Annotated in this window: 13 protein-coding genes; 3 read left to right on the top strand and 10 right to left on the bottom strand. The window is 67.2% G+C overall.

Annotated elements, in window-relative coordinates; all coding sequences use genetic code 11:
• Positions 1–26: 26 nt before the first annotated feature.
• Positions 27–1,859, bottom strand: a complete 1,833-nt coding sequence (gene typA / locus KZX42_RS15115) for a translational GTPase TypA (protein WP_248120647.1) — start codon at positions 1,857–1,859, stop codon at positions 27–29.
• Between the two features lie 250 nt (positions 1,860–2,109).
• Here typA and KZX42_RS15110 point away from each other — a divergent pair, with 250 nt between their 5' ends.
• Complete coding sequence (locus KZX42_RS15110; protein WP_248120645.1) at positions 2,110–2,415, top strand: UrcA family protein; 306 nt, start codon at positions 2,110–2,112, stop codon at positions 2,413–2,415.
• Here the strand turns inward: KZX42_RS15110 and KZX42_RS15105 are convergent.
• The 5 genes from KZX42_RS15105 to KZX42_RS15085 form a co-directional block, all read right to left on the bottom strand.
• On the bottom strand, positions 2,412–2,957 hold the full coding sequence (locus KZX42_RS15105) for a GNAT family N-acetyltransferase (protein ID WP_248120643.1): 546 nt from the start codon (positions 2,955–2,957) through the stop codon (positions 2,412–2,414). The two genes, KZX42_RS15110 and KZX42_RS15105, sit on opposite strands and share 4 nt — an antisense overlap.
• 353 nt (positions 2,958–3,310) lie before the next feature.
• On the bottom strand, positions 3,311–3,760 hold the full coding sequence (locus KZX42_RS15100) for a DUF1178 family protein (protein ID WP_248120641.1): 450 nt from the start codon (positions 3,758–3,760) through the stop codon (positions 3,311–3,313).
• 7 nt (positions 3,761–3,767) lie between these two features.
• Positions 3,768–4,607, bottom strand: a complete 840-nt coding sequence (locus tag KZX42_RS15095; protein ID WP_248120640.1) for a carbon-nitrogen hydrolase family protein — start codon at positions 4,605–4,607, stop codon at positions 3,768–3,770.
• A gap of 4 nt (positions 4,608–4,611) precedes the next feature.
• On the bottom strand, positions 4,612–4,869 hold the full coding sequence (gene grxC, locus KZX42_RS15090) for a glutaredoxin 3 (protein WP_248120638.1): 258 nt from the start codon (positions 4,867–4,869) through the stop codon (positions 4,612–4,614).
• 42 nt (positions 4,870–4,911) lie between these two features.
• The gene (locus KZX42_RS15085) at positions 4,912–5,718 is read right to left on the bottom strand and encodes a ComF family protein (RefSeq protein ID WP_248120636.1); all 807 of its coding nucleotides are present in this window, start codon (positions 5,716–5,718) and stop codon (positions 4,912–4,914) included.
• Between KZX42_RS15085 and KZX42_RS15080 the strand changes: the two genes are divergently transcribed.
• Positions 5,717–6,619 carry a methyltransferase domain-containing protein gene (locus KZX42_RS15080; RefSeq protein ID WP_248120634.1) on the top strand — a complete coding sequence of 301 codons (903 nt, stop codon included), beginning with the start codon at positions 5,717–5,719 and terminating at the stop codon, positions 6,617–6,619. The two genes, KZX42_RS15085 and KZX42_RS15080, sit on opposite strands and share 2 nt — an antisense overlap.
• Here the strand turns inward: KZX42_RS15080 and KZX42_RS15075 are convergent.
• Genes KZX42_RS15075 through KZX42_RS15060 form a run of 4 tightly spaced genes read right to left on the bottom strand, consistent with a single transcriptional unit; the run spans position 6,616 to position 9,475 of the window.
• On the bottom strand, positions 6,616–6,795 hold the full coding sequence (locus tag KZX42_RS15075; protein ID WP_248120632.1) for a Flp family type IVb pilin: 180 nt from the start codon (positions 6,793–6,795) through the stop codon (positions 6,616–6,618). The genes KZX42_RS15080 and KZX42_RS15075 overlap by 4 nt on opposite strands.
• A 25-nt stretch (positions 6,796–6,820) precedes the next feature.
• On the bottom strand, positions 6,821–7,234 hold the full coding sequence (locus tag KZX42_RS15070; protein ID WP_248120630.1) for a (deoxy)nucleoside triphosphate pyrophosphohydrolase: 414 nt from the start codon (positions 7,232–7,234) through the stop codon (positions 6,821–6,823).
• Positions 7,231–8,622: a bifunctional glutamate N-acetyltransferase/amino-acid acetyltransferase ArgJ gene (argJ, locus tag KZX42_RS15065; RefSeq protein ID WP_248120628.1), complete on the bottom strand. Its 1,392-nt coding sequence runs from the start codon at positions 8,620–8,622 to the stop codon at positions 7,231–7,233. Before argJ ends, KZX42_RS15070 begins: the two co-directional genes overlap by 4 nt.
• Positions 8,623–8,638: 16 nt before the next feature.
• Positions 8,639–9,475, bottom strand: coding sequence for a peptidylprolyl isomerase (locus KZX42_RS15060; protein ID WP_248120768.1), 837 nt, complete (start codon positions 9,473–9,475; stop codon positions 8,639–8,641).
• Positions 9,476–9,793: 318 nt separating this feature from the next.
• Between KZX42_RS15060 and secA the strand changes: the two genes are divergently transcribed.
• Positions 9,794–12,643: a preprotein translocase subunit SecA gene (gene secA, locus KZX42_RS15055; RefSeq protein WP_248120626.1), complete on the top strand. Its 2,850-nt coding sequence runs from the start codon at positions 9,794–9,796 to the stop codon at positions 12,641–12,643.
• The last annotated feature ends 20 nt before the right edge of the window (positions 12,644–12,663 follow it).

Here is a 12,663-nt window from a genome sequence, read left to right as displayed (position 1 = left end):
CAAACCCCCGCCGCGTCAGTCGGCGATTATTCCGGGCGAACGCGCTTCTTGCGGAACGACGGGTTCAGGATCTGCTTGCGCAGGCGGATCGACTTGGGCGTCACCTCGACCAGTTCGTCGTCGTCGATGTAGGCGATGGCCTGTTCCAGGGACATCTGGCGCGGCGGGGTCAGGCGAACGGCCTCGTCCTTGCCGGCGGCGCGGACGTTGGTCAGTTGCTTGCCCTTGATCGGGTTGACGTCCAGGTCGTCCCAGCGCGCGTTCTCGCCGATGATCATGCCCTGATAGGTCTTTTCACCGGCGCCGACGAACATGACGCCGCGATCTTCCAGGTTCCACAGGGCGAAGGCCGCCGTTTCACCGTCCGAGTTCGAGATCAGCACGCCCTTCAGACGGCCGGCGATGGCGCCCTTGTGCGGCTCGTAGTGGCTGAACACGCGGTTCAGCACGCCCGAACCACGCGTGTCGGTCAGGAACTCGCCCTGGTAGCCGATCAGCGAACGCGACGGCGCCTTCAGTTGGATGCGGGTCTTGCCGGCGCCCGACGGACCCATGTCGGTCATTTCCGCCTTACGGGCCGACAGCTTCTCGATGACGATGCCAGAGAATTCGTCGTCCACGTCGATCATGACGTCTTCGATCGGCTCCAGCTTCTCGCCGTTCTCGCCGGTCTGGAACACCACGCGCGGACGCGAGATCGAGACCTCGAAGCCCTCGCGACGCATGTTCTCGATCAGAACGCCCAGTTGCAGTTCGCCGCGGCCGGCGACCTCATAGGCGTCGCCGCCTTCGGTCGTGGTGACGCGGATGGCGACATTGGCCTCGGCCTCCTTCAGCAGGCGGTCGCGGATGACGCGCGACTGGACCTTGTCGCCTTCGCGGCCGGCCAGCGGGCTGTCGTTGACCGAGACGGTCATGGAGATGGTCGGCGGGTCGATGGGCTGGGCGTCCAGCGGCTCGGTCACTTCCATGGCGCACAGGGTGTCGGCGACGGTGGCCTTGGACATGCCGGCGATGGCGACGATATCGCCCGCTTCCGAACCCTCGTCCAGCGGCTGGCGCTTCAGGCCGCGGAAGGCCAGGACCTTGGTGATGCGGCCGCGCTCGATCTCCTTGCCGTCGCGATCCAGGGCGTGGATCGCCATGCCGGGAACGGCCTTGCCGCTCTCGATACGGCCGGTCAGCAGGCGGCCCAGGAAGGGATCGCTTTCGATCAGCACGTCCAGCATGCGGAACGGCTTGTCCTTGTTGGCCTGGACGGCGGGCGGCGGCACGTGGTCGACGATCAGGTCGAACAACGGGGCCAGGTTGTCGTTGGGCTGGTTCAGATCCAGCGTCGCCCAGCCGTTGCGGCCCGAGGCGTAGATGTGCGGGAAGTCCAGCTGCTCGTCCGTCGCGCCGATCGCGGCGAACAGGTCGAAGGTCTCGTTGTGGACGCGGTCCGGATCGGCGTGGGCGCGGTCGACCTTGTTGATGCACAGGATCGGACGCAGGCCCATCTTCAGGGCCTTGGTCAGCACGAACTTGGTCTGGGGCATGACGCCCTCTTCGGCGTCGACCAGGATGACGCAGCCGTCCACCATGCCCAGGATACGCTCGACCTCGCCGCCGAAGTCGGCGTGGCCGGGGGTGTCGATGATGTTGATACGGGTTTCGCCGGCCTTGCCGTTCCAGAGCACCGAGGTGCACTTGGCCAGGATGGTGATGCCGCGTTCCTTCTCCTGATCGTTGGAGTCCATGGCGCGCTCGGTCGTCGCCTCATTGGCTCGGAACACGCCGGACTGCGCGAGGAGTTGGTCAACCAGGGTCGTTTTGCCGTGGTCAACGTGGGCGATGATGGCGACGTTGCGCAGGTTCATGAAGGGCTCGGCCGGACTGTGTTCGGTCGCGGAGGATCCGCGCCGCTGCAAGGGATGCAGGCATTGGGGGGAGAAAGTTTCGCGCGCCTCTTACAGGCAAGAGCGGTGAAACGCCAGAGCGGGCGTTCGCGGCGTTGTTTCCAAGCTTACCGATATTTCATCCGCTTGGCCGCATCCGCCGCCGTCTGACGTCGCCTCCTTCCAGCAACGGACCTGAAGCCAGGTCGTGCCGATGCAGGAGATGACGACGATGACCGCGATGCTGGGACTGATGCTGGTTGGCGCCTTGCTGGGCGACCCCGCGCCGGACATGCGGGTCGAGGCGCACGGGCTGGACATGGCCCGGCCAGGCGATCCGATGATCCTGGCGGGCCGCATCCAGGCCGCCAGTCGCGACTGGTGCGCCGCGCACCGCGCCTTCCTGACGCCGGATTCCGTGGGCGACCCGCGCGTTTGCGAGCGGGAAATGCGCCGCCGGGCGTCCAACGCCATACCCCGGTCCCAACGCCTGGCCTTCGTACGCGCCGGCGGACAGACGGCGCTGAACCGGCCTTAAAGCGGCCTGAGCATATAGCGGGCGTCCGGGCCATAGCTGGCCAGCTTGGCCGCCATGGCTTCGGCGGACTGTTCGACGAACCCATGCCGGGACCAGAAGCCCACCGCGTCATTGACCGCCACCAGGGCGATCATGGGCCAGCCGTCCTCTGTCGCCTGTTCTGCCAGCCGTTCAACAATGGCGCCGGTGACGCCCCCGCCCCTCGCCTCGGGATGAAGCGCCAGGTCGTGGAGATAGATCAGGGTCGGATCGGCCGGCAGGCCCTCGATCACCGTATTCAACGGCGGGGCGCTGTCGGCCTTCCACGGATAGGCGATCAGATAGCCGCGCGCCGGCCCGTCTCCGTCCGCCAGCACGAAACATCCGCGCGGATAAAGCGCCAGACGGTTCTCGAAACAGGCCCGATCCTCGAAATGATCGGGAAACGACAGCCGCGCCACATCGACCACAGCCGGGATGTCGTCCGGCCGCATGGGCCGCCAGTTCAGCCCGCTTTCGGTGCTGGGCAGCGCGCGTTCAACTCCGACTTGTGGGAGCGCCATCGAATGATCCTTTCCTGCCCGTCCATCACGCCTTCGATACAAGCGTTCAGGGTCTCGCCGTCCCGTTCATAGACGAGGCGTTTGGGAAAGTCGTCGTCGGCGGCCTGCTCGAAAACGACGCGGCCGCGACCAGACGCGGCGGCGCCCCGACCCTGTCCGCGAAACGCCGTTGCAGCGCCTGCCGTTCGCGCGCGTCCCGAACGAGTGTTCGTCGTTCCGCCTCTCCCGCCTCGACCGCGGCGCGGACGTCGTGATCCAGGCTCCACCTCTCACGGCGCCGCCCGTCTTCCAGCCAGGGACGGAGGGCCTTGGGCGGCGCGAACTCCCTGTAGTCATCCTCCCCCAAGGGCGACTCAGTTCACCTTGGTCGGATCGGGCGGGGCTTCGGGCAGGGCCGAGACGGGGACGCCGTCGTCCTTCAGCTTCCTGACGTCGGCGGGCGTGGCCTCGCCGTAGATTTCTCGCTTTTCGGAGCGGCCTTCGTGGATGTCGCGCGCCTCGCGGGCGAAGGCGTCGCCGACATAGTCGAAGTTCGCCTCGACATGGGCGCGAACCTCGCGCGCCGCCTCCATCATCATGGTCTGCATCTTGCGCATGATTTCGGGCGCCGCCGGGTCCGGCGCGGCGTCCGCGCGCTTCGTTCCGCTGATCGAGGGCGACATGACCGCCTTCTCGACCCCGCGCGAGCCGCAGAACGGGCATTCGACCAGGCCGCGCGCCGCCTGGTCGTCATAGTCGGACGACGAGCCGAACCAGGCCTCGAACCCGTGGTCGTGGTCGCATTTCAGGGCGTATCGGATCATGGACGGATCAGGCGGGCGGCAGGAAGTCGCGGTCGTGGGTCAGGGCGGGTATGGCGGCGCGGGCGCGCGCCACGGCCTCCATGTCCAGTTTCGCCCGCACGATGCAAGGGTCGTCGTGGTCAGCCCTGGCGATCACCTCGCCCCACGGCCCGACGACGGTCGAACGGCCCCATGTCCGCCGGCCGTCCTCGTGCAGCCCGCCCTGTGCGGGCGCCAGCACATAGGCGCCGGTTTCGATGGCGCGGGCGCGCAGCAGCGTCTCCCAATGCGCCTCGCCGGTCGGGGCGGTGAAGGCGGCGGGGACCGCGATCATCGACGCGCCCGCCTTGGCCAGCTCGCGATGCAGATGGGGAAAGCGGATGTCGTAGCAGATGGTCAGCCCCAGCCGACCCCAGGGCGTATCCGCGACCGCCGCTGCATCGCCGGGCCGCACGGCCGCGCTTTCGCGATACCGTTCGCCGTTCGGCAGATCGACGTCGAAGACGTGAAGCTTGTCATAGCGCGCGGTGATCGCGCCCGAGGGGTCGACCAGCATAGAGCGATTGGCCGCCCGCGCATCCCCGACACCGCCGGACCGCACGATGGCCGATCCGATCAGCAGCCAGACGCCCAGTTCCGCCGCCAGACGGCGCAGGCCCAGAACCGCTGCGTCCCGGTCCTCATCGGTTATGGCCGCGTCGCGCCGGTCGCGACGCTGCTCCAGCAGATTGGCGCCCTCGGGCGTCAGGACGAAGCGCGCGCCACCTGACGCCGCCTCGCGGATCAGGGGTTCGACATGGGCCAGCCCCGCCGCCGCCGTCGCCGGGGTGCGGGTCTGAACCAGGGCGATGTCGATCCCCCCGCTCATGACGTCAGGCGGCCAGCAGGGCGTCCAACTTGCCGTCGCGGTCCAGCGCGTGGATGTCGTCGGACCCGCCGACGTGCCGGCCGTCGATGAAGATCTGCGGGAAGGTCATGCGACCTCCAGATTTTTCGACCATCTCGGCCTTTTTGGCAGGATCGTTGGAAGCGACGATCTCGGTATAGTCCGCGCCCTTCTTCTTCAGCAGCGACATGGCGCTGAAGCAGTAGGGGCAACCGGGCTTGGTGTAGATGACGACGTCGGCCAAAATCTAAATCTCCAGAACTGAGGGCAAGGCGAGCCTTGGGGCCTACATAACGATTTCGCGGGCGTTTCGCACCCGGGCCACGACCGCCAGGTCCACAGCGCGCGCTCCGGCGTCCAGCAGGGCGCGCGCGCAGGCCTCGGCGGTGGCGCCCGTGGTCAACACATCGTCGATCAGAAGGATGCGTCGCCCCCGGACGCGCCTCCGCCCCGCCTCGGTCACGACGAAGGCCGTCTTCACGTTCATCCGCCGCCCGCGTCGGCTCTTTCCCCCCTGGCTGGTGGTGTGGACCGTTCGAACGAGGGCGTCGGGCAAATAGTCGCGCCCTGCGCTGCGGGCGAGGGGCCGGGCGATCTCGGCCGCCTGATTGAACCGGCGCGACAGCAGCCGGAGTCGATGCAGCGGCACCGGAACGACGGCGTCCGCCGCCTCGACCAGTTCTGCCGACGCCCGGCCGATCCAGCGGGCGAACAACGGCGCGAACTGCTGCTGGTCTCCGTGCTTGTAGCGCAGGATCAGGCCGCGCGACGCCTCGTCGTACAGACACGCGGCCCGCGCCCGTTCGAAGGCATAGGGCTGGGCGATGCAGGCCGCACAACGAGACTCGGCGAAGGCGCCGCCGTCATAGTCGAACGCGGCCCCGCAGCCGTCGCACACCGGCGCCTCCAAAAACCTGATCCGGCTCCAGGCGTCGGGCGTCAGGCCGGCGGCGGCCGTCGCTTCGCGGCTGTCATGGGCCATCGGCGGCAGGATCAGATCGGCCAGCGCCCGTCCCCAACCGACACTGTTCGTCCGCAACCGTCGTCCCGCCCCTTCCCAGGCGCGCCGCCAGCCCCCATCCTGCAACGTCATGACCGTCCCCTACTCTCCTTCCGAAGCCCCCCCGCGCATCTTCGACGCCAAGCGCCGCCAGGACCGCTTGACGCGCTCGGCCGGCCGCTTCGACCAGGCCGACTTCCTGCATGTCCGCGCAGCCGAGAACGCCGCCGAGAGCCTGGAAGCAATACTGCGCGATTTTCCCGTCGCGGTCGATCTGTCCGCCCATCCCGGCGTGTTCGATCAAGCGGTGCGCGCCAGCGACGCGGCTGGAAGGGTCGGCCCCGTCATTGCGACCCTGGATCTCGCGCAGCGGGCGGCGCCCGGCGCCCAAGCCCTGCCTCTGGACGCAGACTCGACCGATCTGATCGTCTCCCTCCTCACCCTGCATTGGGCCAACGACCTGCCCGGCGCCCTGGCCCAGATCAGGCGCGCCCTGAAGCCGGACGGCCTGTTCATCGGGACGCTTTTCGGGGCGGGGACGCTGAAGGAGCTGCGGGGCGTCCTGACCGAGGCGGAACTGGCCGAGCGTGGCGGCGCCCAGGCGCGGGTCTCGCCCTTCGCCGACGGCTATGACGGGGCGGCCCTGCTGCAGCGGGCCGGTTTCGCCCTGCCCGTTTCCGACGTGGATCGGTTCACGGTCCGCTACCGCGATCTGTTCGCTCTGGTTCGCGATCTTCGCGCCATGGGCGAGACCAATGTGCTGCAGGGGATGGTGCGTCCGCTGAACCGTCGCATCGTCGCCCGCGCGGCGGCCCTCTACGCCGAACGCTACGGCCTTGAGGACGGCCGCATTCCCGCGACGTTCGAGATCATCCACCTGGCCGGCTGGAAACCGCACGAAAGCCAGCAGAAGCCCCTGCCGCGCGGCTCGGCCAAGACGCGGCTCGCCGATGCCTTGGGCGTTCGGGAAATGACGGGCGAGGAACCGAACTAACCGCCGAGCGCGGCGCTCAGCTTGGCGAAGGTCACGGCCAGAAGGCCGTCGTCGATGTTCATCATCAGTCCGATCGAACCCATCAAGGCCACGAAGATCAGCCCGCAGATCAGGCCGTATTCAATGGCGGTGGCGCCGCTGTCGTCGCGCAGAAACCGGCCGATAAGACGTCGCATGGCCAGCCTCCCTGGTCGGCGATGGTTACAACAGGTCGCGCAGCCAGGCGACCAGGGGCTCGTCCGCCGGCGGCATGGGATAGTCCGAAAGCGCATTCGGCTTCACCCAGGCCAGACCGTCGTGTTCACGCGCCGTGACCACGCCGTCCCATCGTCGGCACAGGTACAATGGCATCAACAGGTGAAACGAATCGTAAGCGTGGCTGGCGAAAACGAACGGGGACAGACAGTTTTCGCTGACCTCGATGCCCAGCTCTTCCTTCAACTCACGGATCAGCGCCTGTTCGGGCCTTTCGCCCGGCTCGACCTTGCCGCCCGGAAACTCCCAAAGGCCAGCCAGTTTCTTGCCTTCGGGCCGTTTGGCGATCAGCACCCGCCCATCGACGTCGATCAGGGCGACGGCGACGACCAGGACGATAGGAAGGGAGGTTTCGGTCACGAGCGATAATCGCCGTTGATCTCAATGTAGCCCTTGGTCAGGTCGCAGGTCCACACGGTCGCCGACGCCCGGCCCGAACCCACGTCGACGGTGATGTCGATCTCGGGGTTCTCCATATAGGCGGTCATCTTAGCCTCGTCATAGGTCGGGGACGGCGCCCCGTCGACGGCGGCTTCGTGTGGGCCGAACCAAATGGCCAGATGGTCGCGGTCGACCGGCTCTTCGGTCTTGCCCACGGCCATGACGACCCGGCCCCAGTTGGCGTCCTGACCGGCGATGGCGGTCTTGACCAGGGGGCTGTCGGCGATGGACTTGGCCAGCTTTCGTGCTGATGCCGGGCTGGCGGCGCCGTCCACCGTCACCTTGACGAACTTGGTCGCCCCCTCGCCGTCGCGCACCAGCTGGTGCGCCAGATCCAGCATCACCCTGTCCAGCGCGGCCGAGAAGCTCTTAAGGCGGCGATCCCCGACCCGCCCGATGCGCGGCGCGCCCGATGTGCCGGTGGCGAACAGCAAGGCCGTGTCATTGGTCGAAGTGTCGCCGTCCACCGTCACCGAGTTGAAGGTGGTGCGCACATGCAGGCCCAGCAGCGCCTGCAGCACATTGGGATGGATGTCGGCGTCGGTGACGATGAAGGCCAGCATGGTCGCCATGTCCGGCGCGATCATGCCCGACCCCTTGGCGATCCCGGCGATACGGACCTTGTAGCCCTCGATCTCTGCCTCGGCGTAGGAACCCTTGGGGAAGGTGTCGGTGGTCATGATGCCGCGGCCAGCCCTGGCCCAGGCGTCCGCGTCCAGCCCGTTTTCGATCTCGGGCAGTTTGGCGATGATCTTCTTTTCGTCCAACACCACGCCGATCACGCCGGTCGAGGCCAGCATGACGTCGCGCTGACGGCATCCGAAGCGTTTGGCGACCTCGGAGGCCGTGCGCCGCGCCGCATCGGCGCCCGCCTTGCCCGTGAAGGCGTTGGCGCAACCGGCGTTGACGACCAGGGCGCGCACATCCTTGCCGCCCTCGGCCGATCCCAGCTGTTTCTTGCACCAGTCGACCGGCGCCGAGCCGATCTTGTGGCGAGTGAAGACCCCGGCGCAGCTGGTTCCGCGCGCAAAGCGGAACACGACCAGATCGTCGCGCTCGTGCTTGTAGAAACCCGCGCGGGCGGTGGCGATCTCCACCCCGCCGATGGGCGGAATGGTCGGGAAGGGCACGGCCAGCGGCGAGAGCGCCAGGCCGGGCTTGCCGGCGGCGGCGGGCGCTTGCGTCGTCGGTGCAGGTTCCGATCCCGGCGCGCGCGTCGCACGCTTCAGCGCCGTGGCGAAGGGGTCCAGCGCCTTTTCCAGCGCATGCTCGATCTTCTGGCCGGTCGTGGAGGGGGGCTTGGTCATGGTCGGCAGCCGGTTCTCAAGGTTGGGCGGGCGCGGCGGAGGTGGGATGAGCGGGCGGCGTCGGCTGACCGGGCAGGCGGACATCGACCTTGGCCTTGCCGCGAAGCTGTTCCAGCAACTGGCGCACGCCCTCGTAGGTCAGATAGCGCACGATCTGCGGCCGGGCCTGCTCCAGGGTGGGCGGCGTCTCCTTGCGCCGGTCCTCGACCCGCAGCACCGCCCATCCGCCTTCGGTCTGGAACGGCCCGACCAGGGCGCCCGCCGGCTTGTCGCGCAGGGCGTCGGCATAGGCCTGGGGCATCACGTCCGGCGTCGAATAGCCCAGGTCGCCGCCCGAGAACCGCGTCGCTTCGTCGATCGAGCGTTCCATGGCCACCGCCTCGAACCCGGCGCCCTGGCCCAGGATGCCGATCACCGCGTCGGCGTCGGCCTTGGTGCGCGACAGGATCAGCCGCACGCGGATCTCCTCGGCGTTCTTGGCCAGCCGAAGCTGTTCGTTGTAGAGCGTCTGCACCGCCTGGTCGGACACGGCCTTGTCGACCACGCTCTCCACCAGCATGTCGCCGAGGATGCGTTCGCGCGTCGCCTCCAGCCGGCGCTGGGCCAGGGGCGAGGAATCCAGTCTGCGCCGCTGCGCCTCGCCGGCCAGCAGCTTCTGGTCGATCACCTCGTCCAGCACGCGGCGGAACAGGTCCGAGGTGATGTCCAGCGGCTCGCCCTCGCCGATCAACCCTTGCGCCACCGCCTCGCGCTTGACGTCCGAGGCCCAGATGGTCCGGTCCTGCACCGTCGCCACCGCCCGGTCGCCCGGCTCGGGCGGACGATCGCCCCCGCCGCGCGAACAGGCCGCCATCGCCAGACCGGCGGCCAGAAGCACCGCCAGGACCGGGATTTTTCGCAGGTGTGAGGGTCGCCGGAATGGGTTCAAGGGGGCGCTCCGTCGAAGGCGGCCTAAAGCCCCTCGCGTTGACAGGGGTTAGGCCGGTGCTTAAGTCCGCCCTGCGCCCAAGTCGAGGGGTTTTGATCGTCTGCGCGGCCCTTCGCGCGCGCCCGGTTCCGGCGCGCCGCGGCCGTCATCGGTCCGGGCCTCTCTCGCGGCGTCCCTATCGCCGCCCTCACGGGATTTCAGAGCCGCTCAGCTCGCAGACGCTCGACCGCTACCGGACCCATCATGCTCGGCTTCGCCAAGAAATTTTTCGGCTCTTCCAACGACCGCAAGGTCAAGTCCTTCCAGGACCACGCCCAGCGCATCAATGCGCTGGAGCCCAAGTTCGCGGCCCTGTCCGACGACGAACTGCGGATGATGACCGACGCCTTCAAGGATCGTCTGGCGAACGGCGAGACGCTGGAGAAGATTCTGCCTGAAGCCTTCGCCGTGGTGCGCGAGGCCTCCAAGCGTGTGCTGGGTCAGCGTCAGTACGATGTGCAGCTGGCGGGCGGCATGATCCTGAACGAAGGCGGCATCGCCGAGATGCGGACCGGCGAAGGCAAGACCCTGGTCGCCGTGGCGCCGGTCTATCTGAACGCCCTGACCGGCAAGGGCGTGCACGTCATCACAGTGAACGACTATCTGGCGCGCCGCGACGCCGAGACGATGGGCAAGGTCTATCGCTTCCTGGGGCTGGAGGTCGGGGTGATCGTCAACGGCCTGAGCCAAGGCCAGCGCCAGCAGGCCTACAACGCCGACGTCACCTACGGCACCAACAACGAATTCGGCTTCGACTATCTGCGCGACAACCTGGTCTATGACCGTCGCGAGATGGTGCAGCGTCCGCACAACTTCGCCATCGTCGACGAGGTCGACTCCATCCTGATCGACGAGGCGCGCACGCCCCTGATCATCTCGGGGCCGACCGAGGACCGCTCGGATCTCTACAAGGTGCTGGACGGCCTGATCAAAGAGCTGATCAAGGACAAGGATGCCTATGAGCTGGACGAGAAGCAGAAGCAGGTTCTGCTGACCGAACTGGGGTCCGAGCGGATGGAGGAGGCGCTGGAGCAGGGCGGCCACTTCGCCGAGGACACCACCGGCCTCTATGACGCGGCGAACATCACCCTGGTTCACCACGCCAACCAGGCCCTGCGCGCCAACACCCTGTATCAGCGCGACAAGGACTATATCATCAAGGGCGGCGAGATCGTCCTGATCGACGAATTCACCGGTCGTATGATGACCGGCCGTCGCCTGTCCGAAGGTCTGCACCAGGCCATAGAGGCCAAGGAGGACGTCAAGATCCAGCCCGAGAACCAGACCCTGGCCTCGGTGACGATCCAGAACTACTTCCGCCTGTACGAAAAGCTGTCGGGCATGACCGGCACGGCCGCGACCGAGGCCCAGGAGTTCGGCGACATCTACAAGATGGACGTGCTGGAGGTGCCGACCAACCGCCCGATCCAGCGCAAGGACTTCGACGACGAGGTCTATCGCACCCACGCCGAAAAGAACCAGGCCATCGCCCGCCAGATCGCCGAGTGCCACTTGGCCGGCCAGCCGATCCTGGTCGGCACCGTGTCCATCGAGCGTTCGGAACAGCTGTCGGAGCTGCTGAACCGCTACGAGCACAAGGTCGAAGTCTCTCGCACCTTGAAGAAGGACTACGCGGGCAAGACCAAGGAAGCCGAGAAGATCGGCGACGCCGCCTATGACATCACCTACGAGACCCGGCTGCGCGGCATTCCGCACAGCGTCCTGAACGCGCGCCAGCACGAACAGGAAGCCTATATCGTCGCCGACGCCGGTCTGCCGGGCGCGGTGACCATCGCCACCAACATGGCCGGCCGCGGCACCGACATCCAGCTCGGGGGCAACCTCGAGATGAAGATGCAGAAGTGGATGCTGGAACAGCGCAACATGGCTGTCGAAGTGACCCACGAGATGGAAGCCGCCAAGGAGGCCGAGTTCAAGGCCGAGATCGCGGTGCAGAAGGACCGCGCCCTGGCCGCCGGCGGCCTGTTCGTTCTGGGCACCGAGCGCCACGAAAGCCGCCGTATCGACAATCAGCTGCGCGGCCGCACCGGCCGTCAGGGCGACCCCGGCGTGTCGAAATTCTACCTGTCCTGCGAGGACGATCTGCTGCGCATCTTCGCCGGCGACCGTCTGGACTCGATCATGAAGACCTTCGGCGTGGCGGAGGGCGAGGCCATCACCCATCCCTGGCTGAACCGCGCCATCGAGACCGCCCAGAAGCGCGTCGAAACCCGCAACTACGACATCCGCAAGAACCTGCTGAAATACGACGACGTCGTAAACGATCAGCGCAAGGCGGTGTTCGAGCAGCGTCAGGAGTTCATGGACTCCGAGGACCTGTCGGAACTGGTCGGCGACTTCCGCCGCGACGTGGTCTCCGACCTGGTCGAACGTTACATGCCGCCCAAGGCCTATGCCGAACAGTGGGACATCGACGGCCTGGACGAGAAGGTCCGCTCGACCCTGGGTCTGGAGCTGCCGCTGCACGACTGGGCCGCCGAGGAAGGCGTTTCGAATGAGGAGATCGAGGAGCGGCTTCTGGCCGCCGCCGACGCCCGCGCCGCCGAACGTCTGGAGCAGATCGGCGCGGAACAGACGCGCGGTCTGGAAAAGCAGTTCATGCTGCAGATGATCGACATGCAATGGCGCGAGCATCTGGTCCATCTGGACCACCTGCGCGGCGTTATCGGCCTGCGTGGCTATGGCCAGCGCGACCCGCTCAACGAATACAAGACCGAAGCCTTCTCGTTGTTCGAGAACCTGCTCTATGACCTGCGCCACAACGTCACGCGCTGGCTGATGACGGTCGAGTTCCGTTTCCAGGCCCCGCCCGAACTGCCCGAGTTCCAAGAAATCCACCTGAACCCCGGCACCGGCGAGAACGAGATGGCCAATCCCTCGGCCCAGAACCCGGAAGAAAACCTGATCGGCGACGACCGGGCCAGACTGCCGGTCGAAATGCTGCCGCCAGGCTGGGAAATGACCGGCCGCAACTCGCCCTGCCCCTGCGGGTCTGGCCGCAAGTTCAAACACTGCCACGGCGCGCTGGTCTGATCGCGCGTGCCGTGGGTCAC

Origin of the sequence: Brevundimonas sp. EYE_349 (assembly GCF_023147505.1) — a bacterium.
In the GTDB taxonomy this organism is placed as follows: Bacteria; Pseudomonadota; Alphaproteobacteria; order Caulobacterales; family Caulobacteraceae; genus Brevundimonas.
This window is presented reverse-complemented; position numbering and strand designations above follow the sequence as displayed.